The organism is Inquilinus sp. CAU 1745 (genome assembly GCF_039839375.1).
In the GTDB taxonomy this organism is placed as follows: Bacteria; Pseudomonadota; Alphaproteobacteria; order DSM-16000; family Inquilinaceae; genus JBDOQU01.
In genome coordinates this window covers 25,244-42,245 of record NZ_JBDOQU010000001.1, presented here as the reverse complement: position 1 = coordinate 42,245, position 17,002 = coordinate 25,244, and the positions used below count along the sequence as shown (strand labels likewise).

At 66.1% G+C, this 17,002-nt stretch carries 13 protein-coding genes; 6 read left to right on the top strand and 7 right to left on the bottom strand.

What is annotated here, in order from left to right; translation table 11 throughout:
- Positions 1-2 precede the first annotated feature (2 nt).
- From ugpC (AAFN89_RS00205) to AAFN89_RS00190, 4 genes are all read left to right on the top strand, one after another.
- Positions 3-1,106, top strand: a complete 1,104-nt coding sequence (gene ugpC / locus AAFN89_RS00205; RefSeq protein ID WP_347534675.1) for a sn-glycerol-3-phosphate ABC transporter ATP-binding protein UgpC — start codon at positions 3-5, stop codon at positions 1,104-1,106.
- Between the two features lie 40 nt (positions 1,107-1,146).
- A complete protein-coding gene (locus AAFN89_RS00200; RefSeq protein ID WP_347534673.1) occupies positions 1,147-2,406 on the top strand; it encodes an ABC transporter substrate-binding protein in 1,260 nt (419 codons plus the stop codon).
- A 65-nt stretch (positions 2,407-2,471) separates the two neighbouring features.
- Positions 2,472-3,392 carry a sugar ABC transporter permease gene (locus tag AAFN89_RS00195; protein ID WP_347534671.1) on the top strand — a complete coding sequence of 307 codons (921 nt, stop codon included), beginning with the start codon at positions 2,472-2,474 and terminating at the stop codon, positions 3,390-3,392.
- A gap of 12 nt (positions 3,393-3,404) precedes the next feature.
- Complete coding sequence (locus tag AAFN89_RS00190) at positions 3,405-4,247, top strand: carbohydrate ABC transporter permease (protein WP_347534669.1); 843 nt, start codon at positions 3,405-3,407, stop codon at positions 4,245-4,247.
- Positions 4,248-5,237: 990 nt separating this feature from the next.
- Here AAFN89_RS00190 and asnB read toward each other — a convergent pair.
- The 7 genes from asnB to AAFN89_RS00155 all read right to left on the bottom strand — a co-directional run bounded on the left by asnB (position 5,238) and on the right by AAFN89_RS00155 (position 12,923).
- Positions 5,238-6,746, bottom strand: a complete 1,509-nt coding sequence (gene asnB / locus AAFN89_RS00185; protein WP_347534667.1) for an asparagine synthase (glutamine-hydrolyzing) — start codon at positions 6,744-6,746, stop codon at positions 5,238-5,240.
- Positions 6,747-6,811: 65 nt separating this feature from the next.
- Positions 6,812-7,876 carry a sn-glycerol-3-phosphate ABC transporter ATP-binding protein UgpC gene (ugpC, locus tag AAFN89_RS00180; RefSeq protein WP_347534665.1) on the bottom strand — a complete coding sequence of 355 codons (1,065 nt, stop codon included), beginning with the start codon at positions 7,874-7,876 and terminating at the stop codon, positions 6,812-6,814.
- Between the two features lie 3 nt (positions 7,877-7,879).
- Positions 7,880-8,731, bottom strand: a complete 852-nt coding sequence (locus AAFN89_RS00175) for a carbohydrate ABC transporter permease (RefSeq protein WP_347534662.1) — start codon at positions 8,729-8,731, stop codon at positions 7,880-7,882.
- 1 nt (position 8,732) lies between these two features.
- Positions 8,733-9,683: a sugar ABC transporter permease gene (locus AAFN89_RS00170; RefSeq protein ID WP_347534660.1), complete on the bottom strand. Its 951-nt coding sequence runs from the start codon at positions 9,681-9,683 to the stop codon at positions 8,733-8,735.
- Complete coding sequence (locus AAFN89_RS00165; protein WP_347534658.1) at positions 9,662-10,933, bottom strand: sugar ABC transporter substrate-binding protein; 1,272 nt, start codon at positions 10,931-10,933, stop codon at positions 9,662-9,664. Before AAFN89_RS00165 ends, AAFN89_RS00170 begins: the two co-directional genes overlap by 22 nt.
- A gap of 45 nt (positions 10,934-10,978) precedes the next feature.
- Positions 10,979-12,172, bottom strand: coding sequence for a PLP-dependent transferase (locus AAFN89_RS00160; protein ID WP_347534656.1), 1,194 nt, complete (start codon positions 12,170-12,172; stop codon positions 10,979-10,981).
- Positions 12,162-12,923, bottom strand: a complete 762-nt coding sequence (locus tag AAFN89_RS00155; RefSeq protein WP_347534654.1) for a FadR/GntR family transcriptional regulator — start codon at positions 12,921-12,923, stop codon at positions 12,162-12,164. Before AAFN89_RS00155 ends, AAFN89_RS00160 begins: the two co-directional genes overlap by 11 nt.
- Before the next feature lie 212 nt (positions 12,924-13,135).
- Here AAFN89_RS00155 and AAFN89_RS00150 point away from each other — a divergent pair, with 212 nt between their 5' ends.
- Together AAFN89_RS00150 and AAFN89_RS00145 are read left to right on the top strand one after the other, a co-directional pair.
- Complete coding sequence (locus tag AAFN89_RS00150) at positions 13,136-15,262, top strand: TonB-dependent siderophore receptor (protein WP_347534652.1); 2,127 nt, start codon at positions 13,136-13,138, stop codon at positions 15,260-15,262.
- Between the two features lie 18 nt (positions 15,263-15,280).
- Entirely contained in the window at positions 15,281-17,002 is a 1,722-nt protein-coding gene (locus tag AAFN89_RS00145; RefSeq protein WP_347534650.1) for an ABC transporter ATP-binding protein, read from the top strand.

Below are 17,002 nucleotides of genomic sequence, written 5' to 3'. Positions count from 1 at the left end.
TAATGGCGAACGTGGTCCTGCGCGATGTCGTGAAGAAGTATGGCGACCTCCAGGTCATCCACGGCGTCGACCTGGAGATCGAGGCGGAGGAACTGGCGGTCTTCGTCGGCCCTTCGGGTTGCGGCAAATCCACGCTCCTTCGCATGATCGCGGGGCTTGAGGAGATCAGCGGCGGCGAGATCGAGATCGGCGGCCGCACCGTCAACGCGCTGCCGCCGCGACATCGCGACATCGCCATGGTGTTCCAGGATTACGCGCTCTACCCGCACATGTCGGTGCGCGAGAATATGGGTTTCGGTCTGAAGATGCGGAAGGCGTCGGCCGGCGACATCGTCCGGCGGGTCGACGAGGCCGCCGATATCCTCCAGATCGGCCACCTTCTGGACCGCAAGCCGAGGGAGCTTTCCGGCGGCCAGCGCCAGCGGGTCGCCATGGGCCGCGCCATCGTCCGCGACCCGGTCGCCTTCCTGTTCGACGAGCCGCTGTCCAATTTGGACGCCAAGCTGCGGACGGAGATGCGGACCGAAATCAAGAAGCTCCACGACAAGCTGCGCGCCACCATCATCTATGTCACCCACGACCAGGTCGAGGCGATGACGCTGGCCGACCGGATCGTCGTGCTGCGCGACGGCGTGATCGAGCAGGTCGGCACGCCGGACGACATCTATAACCGCCCGGCCAACAAGTTCGTAGCCGGCTTCACCGGATCGCCGCCGATGAACTTCGCGGCCTGCCGGCTGACGGAGGATGGCGGCGGGCTTCGCCTCGACTTCGGCGAGTCCGGCGGGCTCCCCGTGCCGCCTGAGCGGGAGGAAGCCTGCCGGGCGCATATCGGCCGGCCGCTGCTGTTCGGCATAAGGCCGGAGCATCTGGCGCCGGGCCGGGAGGGCGACCTGTCGACGCTCAGCCTGCCCGTCCAGGTGATCGAGCCACTTGGGTCGGACACGCTGGCCTTCCTCGACCTGGGCGGACATGACGTAATCGCCCGTCTGCCGCCGGAGAGCGCCCCGCGCACCGGCGACCGCTTCCCGATCGCCTTCGCCATGGACCGTTTCTACCTGTTCGATCCGGACAGCGAGAAATCCCTGGCCATCGGGAGTCCGTAGACCCTTCAATCACTCAACATCAAAAAGGGAGGAAACAACGATGACCAAACGTCACCATCTGATCCTGGGCGGACTGACCGCGATCGGCCTTGCCGCTTCCGCCACGGCCCAGGCGCAGGATCTGCGCGTGTTCATCGGCGGCCAGCAGCGCCCCGACGTCATGGAGCCGCTTCTGGAGCGGTATGAGGAAGCCAACCCGGGCGTGAATGTCGAGCTTGAGGTCGGCGGCGCGACGTCGGAACTTCAACAGCAATATCTGACCACGGTGCTGACCAGCGGCGACAGCGCCATCGACGTCTTCCTGATCGACGTCGTCCGCCCGGCGCAGTACGCCGCCGCCGGCTGGGCCGAGCCGCTGGACAGCTATCTGGGCGAGGAGCGCGACGCGATCCTGGAGCAGTACCTGCCGGTCTACGCCGAATCCAACCAGGTGGACGGCGAGTTGATCGGCCTGCCGGCCTTCGCCGACGCCCTCTTCCTTTATTACCGCAAAGACCTTCTGGAGGAGTACGGGTTTGAGCCGCCGACAACCTGGGCAGAGCTAATGAGCCAGGCGAAGACGATCCTGGAAGGCGAAGGCGATCCGAACCTCCAGGGCTTCTCCTATCAGGGCGCGCCGATCGAGGGCACGAACTGCACCTTCCTCGTCCCCTATTGGGGCGCCGGCGGCGAGCTCCTGAACGCCGAAGGCGAGGTCGACATCGACGAGGAGGCCGCCATGCAGGCCTTCGACTTCCTACTGTCGACCATCGAGCAGGGCGTGACCAAGGAGAACATCGCCGAGGTCGCGACCGACACCACCCGCCAGGAATTCCAGTCCGGCAACGTCGTCTTCGCCCAGCTCTGGGGCTATGGCTGGAACCTGTTCCAGGGCGAGGACAGCGCCGTGGCCGGCAAGGTCGGCGTCGTCCCCCTGCCCTCCTTCGAGGGCGGCGAGCCGGCGACCTGCATCGGCGGCTGGCAATGGGCGGTCAGCGCCTTCTCCGACAACAAGGAGCAGGCGGTCGACCTGATCCGCTTCCTCTCCGGACCCGAAGGCTCCAGCCATCTGGCGGTCAACGCGTCGAACCTGCCGGCGATCCCGTCGGTCTACGAGGACCCGGCGGTGCTCGAGGCCAACCCGTGGTTCGCCCAGGCGCTGCCGGTCGTCCAGACCGCCCGGTCGCGTCCGGTCAGCCCCCGCTATCCGGAGGTGTCGGAGACGATCCGCACCAATACCAACGCGGTGCTGGCCGGCATCAAATCCCCTGAGGACGCGATCGCCGACATGGAGGCCCGCCTCCAGCGCGTGCTGCGCTGAACCGCAGCGGGGGAGGCGTCCACCTCCCCCGCCCTTTCCGCACATCAGGAGACGAAGGCGGCCCCATGACCGCGTCGGACACAATCCCTTCGACCCGCAGGCGGTTCTCGCTGGGCGACCTCAGCGAACGGTCGCTGGGGCTGCTCCTGCTGCTGCCGGCGGCGGCGCTGTTGAGCCTGATCGTCCTCTATCCGGTCGGAAGGCTGATCTATTCCAGCTTCTTCACGATCCGGCTGGCGGAACCCTGGATCGGCCGCCCCTTCGTCGGGCTGCTGAACTACCGGGATGCGCTTTCCGATCCGCGCTTCTGGGACGTGACCTGGAACACGGTCCTCTACACGCTCATCACCGTGCCCGGCGCCATGATCGTCGGGCTGGGGCTGGCGCTTCTGGCGAACCTGCCCTTCCGCACGCGCTGGCCGGTCCGCCTTTCGCTGCTGCTGCCCTGGGCGCTGCCGCTGGTCTTCGCGGGGCTGATCTTCCGCTGGTTCTTCGATTCGACCTACGGCATCGTCAACGACATCATCGCCCGGCTGGGCTTCGAGCCGCCCCTGTGGCTGATCGAGCCGGCGCTGGCCTTCGCCGCCATCTGCATCGCCATCATCTGGAAGACCTCCAGCTTCGTCGCGCTGATTCTGCTGGCCGGGCTGCAGACGATCCCCAAGAGCCTATACGAGGCGGCAACCGTCGACGGCGCATCGCGCTGGCAATGCTTCCGGCGCATCACCCTGCCGATGCTGATGCCGGCGATCGTGGTCGCGATGATCTTCCGCACCATCACCGCGATCCAGACCTTCGACATCCCCTACGCCATGACGCGGGGCGGCCCTGGCCGCACCACGGAGACGCTGGCGATGTACATCCACACCACGACGCTGGACTTCCTGGATTTCGGCTACGGGTCCACGCTGGCCGTGCTGATGTTCATCGTGTCGATGCTGGCGACAGTTTTCTACCTGAAGCACATCTACGGATCGAACGGGTAGGGAACCGCCACGATGGACAATTTCAACCGCCTGTTCGCCGACCACCGCGTCTGGCTGCGGCTCGCAGCCCTGATCGTGGTGATGAACGGCCTGTTCCCGCCGCTCTGGATCTTCCTGACATCGCTGAAGACGGAATCGGAGCTGACGAGCCTGCCGATCACCTATTGGCCGGCCGATCCGACCATCGTCAATTACATGACCGCCTTCAGCGAACAGCCGCTGCTGCGCTTCCTGCTCAACAGCTTCGTCGTCGCCTGCCTGTCGACGGCGCTCGCGGTCTTCGTCTCCAGCCTCGCCGCTTACGCCATCGCCCGGCTGCGGGTGCCCTTCCGCAATCTGATCCTGGCCGGGATGGTCGCCGTCTCGACCTTCCCGCTGATCACCCTGATGGTCCCGCTGTTCGAGATCATGCGTGCGCTCGGCCTGCTCAACACCTACCCGTCGCTGGTCCTGCCCTATGCGGTGCTCAGCATGCCGGTCTGCACGCTGGTGCTGGTCAGCTTCTTCTCCGGCATTCCGCGCGACCTGGAGAACGCAGCGATGATCGACGGCTGCACGAGGCTTGGCGCGCTCTTCCGGGTCATCGTCCCGCTGTCGGCTCCCGGCGTGTTCACGGCAGGGCTGCTGGCCTTCGTCAACGCCTGGGACGAATTCCTGCTGGCGCTATCCTTCATGTCCAGCCAGGAGATGAGGACGGTTTCGGTCGGCATCACCCTCTATCAGGGCGAGTTCGCCTTCCCCTGGCCCCTCATTTCAGCGGCGCTGATCGTGGCGCTGGTGCCGATCACCATCCTGATCGTCGTCTTCCAGGAGCGCGTGGTGAGCGGGCTAACGGCCGGCGGGGTGAAGGGATAGGGGTACAACCAACTTCACCAACCAAGGCCCCTCACCCAACCCTCTCCCCGGAGGGGCGAGGGCAAAAAAGTAAGCCCTCGCCCCTCCGGGGAGAGGGAGGGACCCGTCCGCGTAGCGGATGGGAGGGTGAGGGGGACAATCCTTCGGCCGCGCGTCGACCACCGGGCGAAACCACCCCCTCACCAAACCCTCTCCTCAACGGCGAGAAGGCTTTTCCGGGCGTCATCATTTGTCATCATTCGTCGTCATTTTGGGCGCCTCGTTCCTCACCATCGTCATGCCGGACCACGATCCGGCATCCATGGGACGTCGATGGCGGGCAGGGCCGAATCCGGTTCTTCACCGCCGGCGCGGCGTCGCCGGCCTATGGATTCCGGCTCGGGGGCCGGAATGACCAACTGGGGCGTGGCAGGCTTTTTCTGGTGTTGGCTTTTGTCGGCTTTTTCCTGCTGAACAATAGCGCCGCCCGTCCCCCATCGCCGTCATGCCGGACCCCGATCCGGCATCCATAGGGCGTCGATGGCGGACGCGACCGTACCCGATCCTTCGCCACCGGCGCGGCGTCTCCGGCCCATGGATTCCGGCTCGGGGGCCACTGGTGTCCGGTTTAGATTTTTCCGCGACCTATGCGATTAAAAACGGCTTATCGCACTCGCACCAGTCGTCCCGTCAGAGCCGAAGGCCGACGAGGATCAACTCCCTTAAGCGATTTCTCCGCCAAAAGTCGCTGAAACAACGGTGGCAGGCACTCCTTTGACGACTTAAGAGAGTCTCTGAGACTGGTGCACACAACCCGATATTCTAAACCGGACACCAGTGGCTCGGGGGCCGGAATGACCAACTGGATCGTGGCGCAGGGCTTTTTCTGGTGTGGGCTTTTGTCGGCTTTTGGTTCCGCGCCGGCATGGTTCGACAGGCTCACCATGAGGGAGAACGGGTGGGAGTTCGGGCGACTGTTGCAGGAATACTATCCTGTCCGGACGGTGTTGTCTAGGCGACTACGCGGTCGGAGGACCAGGTGCCGGCGGTGGCGAAGATGCGGGCGGGGTCGGCGTAGCGTTTCTCCACCAGGGAGCGGTAGAAGCGGCCTTCCTGTTCGCGGTCGATTTCGCCGTCGAGGCCCGTGGCGATGGCCAGCGCCTGCTGGAGCGAGGCGACCATGCCGGAGCCTTCGTCGAACTGGGCCTTCACCCGCCACACGATGTCGTCGGGCAGCAGGTCCTCGCAGGCCTTGCGCAATATCCATTTCTCGACGAGCCGCCCGTCCGGCTCCCGTCTCAGCTTGAGGTCGACCGGGATGGTCTGGGCGAAGGCGATCAGGTCGCGGTCGAGGAAGGGCGTCCGCGCTTCCAGCCCCTGGGCCATGGTCAGCCGGTCGACGCGTTGGAGGTTGATGTTGTGCATCGTGCCGAGCGAGCGCGTGATCTCCTGCGCCAGGGCGACCGGGTTGCCGGCATAGGGTTTGTGGTAGGCGTAGCCGGCGAACAGCTCGTCCGCCCCCTCCCCGGTCAGCGTCACCTTGACGTGCCGGCGCGCCAGAAGGGCGGCGAAATGGGTCGGCACGGCGCTGCGGACGAGGTCCACGTCGGGGCTTTCCAGATGGTAGATCACCTCCTCGAACGCCGCGGCGATATCATCCGCGGTGAAGCGGAGTTCATGATGGTCGCTGCCGATATGGTCGGCGACCCGCCGCGCGGCGGCGAGGTCGGGGCTGCCTTCGACGCCGACGGCGAAGGTCCTGAGGCCGCCGCCGAGCACCCGGTTCGCCAGCGCGGCGATGATCGAGGAATCGAGCCCGCCGGACAGGAAGGCGCCGAAGCCAACGTCGCTCATCGACCATTTGCGGACGGCATCCTCCAGCACCAGCCGAAGCTCCGCCGCCAGACCGTCGACGTCCAGCCCCGGCTCCGGCAGGGCAGCGCCGTGGGGCATCCGGTGCCAGCGGCGCAGGCCGTGGCGGCTATCGAAGAGATGGCCGGGCGGGATGGCGGCGACATCCTCCACGCCCAAGCCGTCGAACGCCTTGACCTCAGACGCGAAGGCCAGCCCCTCGCCCAGCCGCGCCATGTAGAGCGGCTTGATGCCCAGAGGATCGCGGGCGGCGATCAGCTTTTCCCCGTCGCACAGCACGAAGCCGAACATGCCGTCCAGCCGGTCGATCCAGCGCCCGCCCCCGGTCCCCCGACTGGCGGTATCGAAAAGACGGATGATCGTCTCGCTGTCGCTGTCCGTCCGGAAGAGGTCCGCGCCGAGGATGGCCCGCAGGTCGAGGTGATTATAGATCTCACCGTTGGCGACCAGCGCCGCGCCGCCATGATGGATCGGCTGGCGGCCATTGTCGGGGCCGATGATCGAAAGCCGGCAATGGCCGAGGATGCCGGGGCCGTCGCCGACCCGCCCGATCGCAAATTCGTCAGGCCCGCGATGGGCGATCTTCCGCGTCATCGAAGCGGCCAACTCCTCCGAGCCCGCGTTCCAGAGCGCGACGATGCCGCACATAGCTTCCTCCTGTCCTTCAACGATTCCGGCCCATCCTGGGCGATCGGCGGAGGGTTGGGAACCCGTCAGGTCTCGATCCGGTCGCCGGTGTGGGGATCGAACAGGTGCAGCTTGCCCGTGTCGGGCAGGAGGCCGACGCTCTGCCCTCGCTCGACATCAGGGCGGTTCATGGCGAAGACGCAGATTTGATGGCCTGCGACCCGACAATAGACGAGGGTCGAGAGGCCGGTCGGCTCCACCACCTCGACGGTCGCGGGAACGCCCGTCCGGCCGGAGGGGTCGAGGGCGATGTTCTCCGGCCTTATGCCGTAGACGATCTCCTCCCCCTTGAGGCCGGCCGCCGCGCCCAGAGGCAATGTCACGCCCTCGTCCAGCCCCACTCCGCCCTCGCCCGCCATGCCGGTCAGGAAGTTCATGGAGGGGGAGCCGATGAAGCCGGCGACGAAGCGGTTGACCGGCCGGTCGTAGAGGTCCAGCGGCGTGCCGATCTGCTGGATGACGCCGTCATGCATGATGACGATCCGGTCGGCCATGGTCATCGCTTCGACCTGGTCGTGGGTGACGTAGACGGAGGTCGTCCGCAGTTCCTGGTGCAGCGACTTGATCTCCGTGCGCATCTGCACGCGCAGCTTGGCGTCCAGGTTCGACAGCGGCTCGTCGAACAGGAAGACCTGGGGCTGGCGGACGATCGCCCGGCCCATGGCGACGCGCTGGCGCTGGCCGCCCGAAAGCTCCTTCGGCAGGCGTTCCAGCAACGCCGACAGGCCGAGAATGCCCGCCGCCCTGTCCACCTGCTCCCGGATGAAGTCCCGCGCACGCTTCCGCAGTTCCAGGCTGAAGCCCATATTGCGGTTGACCGACATGTGCGGGTAGAGCGCGTAGGACTGGAACACCATGGCGATGTCGCGATCCTTGGGGGCCACGTCGTTGACCACGCGATCGCCGATGCGCACGATTCCGCCGGTGATCTCCTCAAGCCCCGCGATCATCCGCAGCAGCGTGGATTTCCCGCAGCCGGACGGGCCGACCAGGACGACGAACTCCCCATCCTCGATGGCGAGGTCGACGCCCTTGAGGACATGGACGGCCCCGTAGGCCTTGTGGACTTCGTGGATGGTGACGGACGCCATGGCTTACCCCTTGACCGCGCCGGCGGTCAGTCCCTGGACGAGATAGCGCTGGATCAGCGCGAAGAAGATGCAGGCCGGAATGAGCGCCAGCACCGCGGCGGCCATCATCTGCCCCCAATCGACGCCGAACTTGGAGACGAAGGTCAGCAGGCCGACCGCGAAGGTCTTCTGGCTGTCGCTGTTGATGAGCATCAGCGCGAACAGAAGCTCGCTCCACGCCGCGGTGAAGACGAAGCCCAGCGTCGCGCCCATGCCCGGCAGGGTCAGCGGGAAGATGACCTTACGGAGCGCCATCAGCCGCGTGCAGCCATCCATCATTGCCGCTTCCTCCAGATCCTTCGGGATGCCGTCGAAGAAGGACTGCATCAGGAAGGTCGCAAAGGGCACGTTGAAGGCGGTGTAGATGATGATCAGGCCGGTCAGGCTGTCGGTCAGGCCCAACGGGGCCATCAGCCGGTAGATCGGCGCGATCACCATCACCAGCGGGAACATCTGGGTCAGCAGCATCACGAAGACGACCACCGGCTTGAACCGGAAGTCGAAGCGGGAGAAGGCATAGCCGGCCGACGCCGCGATCAGCGTGACGAAGAACGCGGTCCCCAGGCTGACGATGACGCTGTTCAGGAAATAACGCGGGAAATTGCTGCCCCAGAGGACGAAGTCGAAATTCGCCAGCGTGGTTTCCGAGGGCCAGAAGGTGATGCCTTCGGTATAGAGCAGATCGTCCGGCGTGAAGGCGATCTTCAGGAGCCAGAAGAGCGGGAAGAGCGCGAACAGCACGTAAGCGCCGATGGCCCCGTAATGGCCGAGGGACAGGAAGAAGCGGCGCGCGGGGCTGTGGCCGATGACCGTCATCTCAGCGCCTCCTCATCAGGGTCCGGCGCATCCGGATCAGGATCGCGGCGTAGAGCATCAGCAGCACCAGAAGAACGGTCGCCACGGCCGAGGCGTAGCCGAAATCCAGCCGGGAATATGCGGTTGAAAAGATATAGGTCGCCAGGATCTGGGTCGAGTTGGCCGGTCCGCCGGAGGTCATCACCCAGATCAGGTCGGCGAAGTTCGATATCCAGATCGTCCGCAGCAGCACGGTGATCGCGATCGTCGGCGCCAGGAACGGCAGGGTGACGCGGGTGAAGCGCTGCCAGGGCGTGGCGCCGTCGATGGCCGCCGCCTCATAGAGTTCCAACGGGATCGCCTGGAGGGCCGCCAGCAGCGTGATGGCGAAGAACGGGATGCCGAACCAGACATTGGCGACAATCGGCCCCCAGAGCGCGATCGCGGGGTTCGACAGGATGTTGTAGGGCTCCTCCAGGATGCCCAGCGCGGCCATCCAGTGCGGCAGCGGGCCGATCACCGGGTTGAACAGCCAGGCCCAGGTCAGGCCGGACAGGAAGGTCGGCACGGCCCAGGGCAGGAAGACCAGCGCCTGCACCAGCCGCCGTCCCGCGAAGGCCCGGTTCAGCAGCAGCGCGAGGCCGAGGCCGAGGAAGAACTGGAAGATCAGCGAGCCGCCGGTCCACCACACCGTGTTGCCCAGCGCCCGCCAGAAATTGTCGTCCTCGATCAGCCTGGCGAAATTCTCCAGCCCCACGAAGCCGGTGTCGAACGGGTTGTTCAGCCGGATGTTGCGGAAGGCGTAGGAGAGGCCGATCGCCAGCGGCACGAACATCGTCAGCGCCAGCAGGATCAGGGCCGGGCTGAGATAGAGGTAGGGTTCCAGGATGACCGAAGCGGCGCGCCGCGACGGCCCCGGGGTGAAGCCCGGGACCGCCGCGCGCCGACGGCTTACTGTTGTTCCGCCAGCCATTTCTGCTGTGCTTCCGTCAGATAGGCCGCCCATTCATTCGCCACGTCTTCGGCCGTCCGCTGGCCCAGCAGGGCTTCCTGCGAGGTCTGGACGGCGATGTTGTCGAAGAAGTAGCCAAGCTCCTCAAGATGGGCGGGGAACGGCGTCAGCACGTAGCGCGGATCGTTAAGCTCCGTGAACCATCCGGCATATTGCTCGGTCGCGAAATGCGGATCGTCCTGCGCGCCCTGATGGATCGGGATCACGCCCACGAACTTCGCCCATTCCAGGCTGGATTCGGGCGAGGTCAGATGGGCGATCAAATCCCAGGATTCGTCCTTGTGCTCGCTGTCGGCGAACATCGACCAGCCGGCGAAGCCGATGGTCGGGAACGCCTTGCCGGACGGGCCGACCGGCATCGGGGCCACCGCGAAATCTTCCGCCGGCATCCGTTCGGCGACCGCGATCAGCGCGTCGGGGTCCTGATCCAGCATCGCGCAGGTGCCGGAATAGAAGCCGGCCACGATCTCGTTGAAGCCCCAGTTCACGCTGTCGCGCGGGGCGTAGCCGGCCTGGTAGAGATCGACCAGGAACTGGATGCCCTCGATGGCTTCCGGCTCGTTGAAGGTCGAGGTCCCGTCCTCGTTGAACCAGTCGCCGGTGCCGTTCATGGCGGCCATCGCCATGTACCAACCATTGAAGCCGCCCCGGCTGCCGCGCAGGCAGTAGCCGGACTTGCCGTCCCCCAGTTCGGTGATCCGCCGCGCGGCGTCCATGAATTCCTCCATGGTCTCCGGCGGGCCGTCGATGCCGGCCTCCTCGAACAGCCGCTTGTTGTAGAACAGGGCGCGGATATAGAAGCCGTAGGGGATCATGTAGGCTTCGCCGTCGACCGTGCGGGCGAACTGGAGCGTCCGGTCGGTCAGGCTGTCGGTATGCTCCCACTCCGCCAGCCAGGGCTCCAGGCTCTCAAGCTGGCCGTTGCCGGCATAGAGGGAGAGCCAGCGTTCCGGCATCTCCACGATGTCCGGCGTCTCCCCGCCCTGCACCATGGTCAGGAACTTCTCGAACGCCTGGTCCCAGGGCAGCGACACCAGTTCAACGGTGACGCCGGAATTGGCTTCCTCGAAGGCGTCGATCTGGCCCTGGAGGAATTCCGTCCGCTGCGGGCTGGTGATGACCTCCACCACCTGAAGCGTCTGCGCGGACGCCGCCCCGGCGGCGAGCGCCATGCCCATCGCGGTGGCGGTGAAAAGCAATCTTTTTCTCATTGTTCGTTCCTCCCGTTCGTTCTTTGGGTTTGCCAAGGGCCGGATCTACGGGCCGGCCGCCCGTTCCAGGGCCTGGGAAAGGTCGGCCCAAAGGTCGGAGACGCCTTCCAGGCCGACATGCAGCCGCACCGTGAGGGGCGACACGCCGAAATCGATCATCGAGCTGGGGCCGCCCGCCTGCCGGATGCCGGCCAGCGCCGGCATCACCAGGCTTTCATGTCCGCCCCAGCTCACCCCGATCTTGAAGAGGCGAAGAGCGTCAATGAAAACAGGAACAACTACGGCTTCCGTCACCTCGAAGCTGAAGAGGCCGGAATAGCCGGAGAGGGTCGTCAGGGCGGGCGGGTTCAGCCCGGGGTGCAGCACCCGCGCGACCAGCGGATGGTCCTTCAGCCGGCGCGCGATCTCCAGCCCGCTTTCCTGATGGCGCTGGAGCCGGAGCGGCAGGGTCCGCATCCCGCGCACCAGCAGCCATGCCTCGAAGGGGGACAGCTTGCCGCCCAGATAGGGGTAGGTCAGGTCGTTGATCCGGGCGATCAGGTCGGCCCGACCGGCGACGATGCCGGCGACCGTGTCGCTGTGGCCGCTCAGATATTTCGAGGCCGAATGCACCACCAGATCGACGCCGTGACTTATCGGCTTCTGGTAGAGCGGCGTGGCGTAGCTGTTGTCGATGATGGTGCAGACGCCCTCCCTTCGGGCGAGCGCGGTCAGGGCCGGAAGGTCCTGCGTCTCGAATACCCAGCTCGTCGGGTTCTCCAGATAAAGGACGCTGGCGCCGGGCAGCGCCTTCGCCACCGCATCGGGATCGCCGCCATCGACGAAATCGACCGTGACGCCGAAGCGTGGCAGCAGCTTGCGGAACAGCCGGTAGGCGTCCGGATAGACATGGCGGACGCAGACGACGCGCCCGCCGCTCTCCACCTGGCTCAGCACCGCAGCGCTGATCGCCGCCATGCCGCTGGCGAAGCCGCGCGCCGCCTCCGCCCCCTCAAGCGCCGCGACCCGCCGCTCGAACTCCATCACCGTCGGGTTGTCGCCGCGCGAATAGACCGGCCGTCGGTTATTGCCGGAGAACGACGCCTCCAGCGCCGCATAGTCGGCGAAGGTGAAGAGCGAGGTCTGGTAGATGGGCGGCACCACCGCGCCGTCCGGGAAGGGCGCGTCGTGGGCCAGGAGCGTGAACGGATCTTCGTCGCCCCGGATCGGCATTTCGGAAGGCTGGGGATTATCGGGCACGCATGGCCTCCCGCACGTCCTCTTCTGTGATGTCGATGATCCTGCGCGCCAAGTCCCGCGCCTCGTCCGGCCGGCGGCCCCGGATCGCGTCGAACAATTCCCGGTGCAGCGGGAAGGAGCGCGAGGCGAAGCCGGGCATCCTCAGCGGGTTCTCGAACAGCGTGTGGAAGGCATCGTGCATCTGGGAGATGATCTGCTCCAGCAAAGGATTGCCCGCCGCGCGATAGATCGCCTGGTGGAACTCCCAATCCTGCTGGCCGGCGCCGCCGAACCGGCGATGGATCGCCTCCATCGCGTCCAGCTTCGTCTCGATCACCGCGATCTGCCCGGCCGTCGCCTCCCGCGCCGCGACGGCCGCCGCCTCGGATTCCAGCCCCCGGCGCACCTGGAGCGTCAGGATCAGGTTTTCGGCGTGGGCGGCGATCGTCAGCGGAACGTGCAGGCTGCCCGGCTCTATCGGCGTGCGCAGATAGGTGCCGCTGCCCTTGCGCATCTCCACGACACCGAGCCCCTGCCACCTTTTCAGCGCCTCCCGCACCGTCGCGCGGCTGACGCCCAGCAGCGTCGCCAGGTCGCGCTCGGGCGGCAGCCGGTCGCCCGGCTTCAGCGCCGCGTTGGCGATATGGCCGGTCAGCGCCTCCAGCACCGCGGCGTCCCGCCCCTTCGGCCGGATCGGCCGCAGCCAGGACGCCAGCTCCCGCCGTGCGTCGGCGGTCGCTGTTTCCTTGGGCAATGGAAATTGGTCTGACATCTCGACCATGATTCCGCAGCCGGTTTGGATCGTCAAGGGCGATGCCCGCAGAAAAATCGGCGAGAGCTTCAAAAAAGAACGGGATTATCGGCGATCTTATGATAATGAGAATGCCTCGCATTATTACGATTCCCCCTCCAAACCCGCCTGAGGACACAGTGAAAAACGCGATTGCAGGACGCATGGCGAAGCGAATTGGCGCGCCGTCTCCCTTGGCCTCGTCCCTTTTCGCGACGACCGCCATGGCCGCCGCCCTGCTGGCCGGTCAGGCCGCCGCCCAGGAGGACGGGGCGCAGCCCCTGACGCTCGACCCGCTGGTCGTGGAAGGGCAAGGCGCGACGGCGACCGGCCCGGTCCAGGGCTATGTCGCGACGCAGAGCGCGACGGGCGCGAAGACCGGCACGCCGATCAACGAGATCCCGCAATCGCTGACCGTCATCGGGCGGGAGCAGCTTGACGACCGGCAGGTCCGGAAGGTGGACGAGGCGCTGCGCTACGTCGCCGGCGTGACGGCGCAGCCCTTCGGGCACGATGCCGACACCGACTGGTTCTACATCCGGGGCTTCGACGCGGGGCAGACCGGCGTCTTCATGGACGGCCTGCCGCTTTACCAGTACGGCTTCGGCGCCTTCGCCATTGATCCCTTCACGCTGGAGCGGATCGAGGTGCTGAGAGGATCGGCCTCCGCGCTTTATGGCGGCAGCTCCACGGGCGGCATCGTCAATTTTGTCAGCAAGCGGCCGACCGGAGAGCGCATACGGTATGTCGAGGCCGGCATCGACAATTGGGGCACGGCCTTCACCGGCTTCGACATCGGCGACAGCGTCGATCCGGAGGGCGAATGGAGCTACCGGCTGGTCGGCAGGATCGCCGGCGGCGACACGCAGACCGAGCACGCCGACGGCTTCCGCGGCGTCATCGCGCCCAGCCTGCTCTGGCGTCCGAACGAGGACACGTCGCTGACGCTGCTGGCCTCCTACCAGCGGATGGACATGATGCACGGCACGGGCTTCCTGCCCTATGTCGGCACGGTGGTGGACGCGCCCTATGGCCGGATAGACCGCGACTTCTTCTACGGCGAGCCGGATATCGATTCTCTGGAGCGCGACCAGACGATGGTCGGCTACGAGTTCGAGCATGAATTCGACAGCGGCTGGACCTTCCGCCAGAACGCCCGCTACGCCAATGTCGAGGCGGAGGAGCTAGGCCCCTATCCGATCGGCTATGTCGACGAGACGACAGGCCTGTTGAGCCGGATCAACTTCGGACATGACACCTCGGTCAACACGGCGTCGATCGACAATCAGGCGGAGGTCAGCTTCGCGACCGGCGCGCTGGACCACACCCTGCTGACCGGCGTGGACTACCGCTACTATAATATCGACCATGTCCAGGCGGTCGGCCCGGCGACGCCGATCAATGTGAACGACCCGGTCTACGGTCTGCCGCAAGCGCCGCTTGGCGCGCCCTATCTGGACCAGGACCTGACGATGAACCAGTTGGGCTTCTACGCCCAGGACCAGGTGCGGTTCGGCGAAGGCTGGATCGCCACCTTCAACGGCCGCTACGACCGGCTGTGGACCGAGAGCGAGGGAAGCGCGGAGTTCGACGCGGAGACCGGGGAACTGAGCGGCCGCTTCGGGCTGGCCTACGAATTCCAGAACGGGCTGACGCCCTATGTCAGCGTCGCCCGGTCGTTCGATCCGGAGATCGGCTCCGGCGCTGACGGAACGCCCTTCGAGCCCACGATCGGCGTGCAGTACGAGGCCGGCCTGAAATACAGCCCGACCTTCGCCGACGCCACGATCACGGCGGCCGTGTTCGAGCTCACGCGCCAGAACGTGCTGGTCGACGACCCCGACGATCCGCTCTTCGCCCAGGCCCAGCTCGGCGAGGTGCGGTCGCGCGGCGTCGAGATCGAGGGCGCGGCCGACATCACGGAGAACACGCGGCTTATCGCCGCCTTCACGGCCTACGATCTGGAGATCACGAAGGACACCGACCCGACGCTGGTCGGCAAGCGGCCGACCCTGATGCCGGAGGTGATGGCGTCCCTGTGGGTGGACCACCGTTTCAGCGAGGGCATGCTGGAGGGCTTCAGCATCGGCGGCGGCAGCCGGATGGCCGGCTCGTCCTTCGCCGACACGACGAACACGCTGGAGGTGCCCGGCTATGTGGTGTTCGACGCCGCGATCCGGTATGAGGTCGGGAACTGGGGGCTGGCGCTCAACGTAACGAACCTGTTCGACGAGGACTATGTCGCCGGCTGTAATGGCGAGAATGTCTGCAACTACGGACAGGCCCGGACAGCGGTGGTGAGCGCCAGCTACACATGGTAATCAACGCCGCGGTTTCACATGCTCAAGCGCTTCTTTTCCTATTACCGACCCTACCGGACCCTGTTCGTCCTCGACTTCTCCTGCGCGGTGGCGGCGGGGCTGCTGGAGCTTGGCTTCCCGCTGGCGGTGAAGGCGTTCGTCGACCGGCTGCTGCCCGGCAATGACTGGGGGCTGATCCTGCTGGCGTCGGCCGGGCTGCTGGCGATCTATGTCGTCAATACCGGGCTGATGGCCGTGGTCGCCTATTGGGGCCACATGCTGGGCATCAACATCGAGACGGACATGCGCCGCAAGGCGTTCGACCATCTTCAGAAGCTGTCCTTCCGGTTCTTCGACAACCAGAAGACCGGCCATCTGGTCGCCCGGCTGACCAAGGATCTGGAGGAGATCGGCGAGGTCGCCCATCACGGGCCGGAGGACCTGTTCATCGCGGTCATGACCTTCATCGGCGCCTTCGCGCTGATGTTCATGGTCAATGTGGAGCTTGCGCTGATCACCGCGGCCATCGTGCCGGCAACGGCGTGGCTGACCAGCCGCTATGGCGGGCGGATGACCCGGGCCTGGCAGGAGCTGTTCGGCCGCGTCGGCGACTTCAACGCGCGGATCGAGGCCAATGTCGGCGGCATGCGCGTGGTGCAGGCCTTCGCCAACGAGGCGCATGAGCGCCGGCTGTTCGCGGCGGACAACCAGAGCTACCGGCGGACGAAGCTGGATGCCTACCGCATCCTGGCGGCCAGCATGTCGCTCAGCTACCTCAGCATGCGGATGACCCAGATGGTCGTCATGATCGCCGGCAGCTATTTCGTGCTGACCGGCGACCTGACCGCTGGCGGCTTCGTCGGCTTCCTGCTGCTGGTCGGGGTGTTCTTCCGGCCGGTGGAGAAGATCAACGCGGTGCTGGAGACCTATCCCAAGGGGATTGCTGGTTTCCGGCGCTATACCGAATTCCTGGAGACCGCGCCCGACATCGTCGACCGGCCGGACGCCGTCGCCGTTCCCCGGCTCACGGGCGAGATCCGCTACCGGAATGTCAGCTTCGGCTACAGCCCGGACAAGCTGGTGCTGAGTAACATCGACCTCGCCATCCAGGCCGGGGAGACGGTCGCCTTCGTAGGCCCGTCGGGCGCGGGGAAGACAACGCTCTGCTCCCTCCTGCCGCGCTTCTACGAGATCGGGGATGGGGCGATCACGATCGACGGGATGGACATCAGGGCGATGACCATGGCGTCGCTGCGCGGCCAGATCGGCATCGTCCAGCAGGACGTGTTCCTGTTCCCCGGCAGCATCAGGGACAACATCGCCTATGGCCGGCTGGATTCCGGGGAAGACGAGATCATGGAGGCCGCCCGGCGGGCGCGGCTGGACGGTGTGATCGCCGGGCTGCCGGCCGGGCTGGACACCATCATCGGGGAGCGCGGGGTGAAGCTGTCCGGCGGGCAGAGGCAGCGCCTGTCGATCGCGCGCATGTTCCTGAAGAACCCGCCGATCCTGATCCTGGACGAGGCGACCTCCGCGCTGGACAGCGAAACCGAGCAGGCGATCCAGCGCGCGCTGGCCAAGCTGTCGGAAGGCCGGACGACGCTGGTCATCGCCCACCGGCTGGCGACAGTCCGCAACGCCGACCGCATCATCGTGCTGGACGAGACCGGCGTCGCCGAGGAAGGCCCCCACCAGGAGTTGGTCGCCGCCAACGGCAACTATCGCCGCCTGCACGACGCGCAGTTCGGATGGCTGCAATGA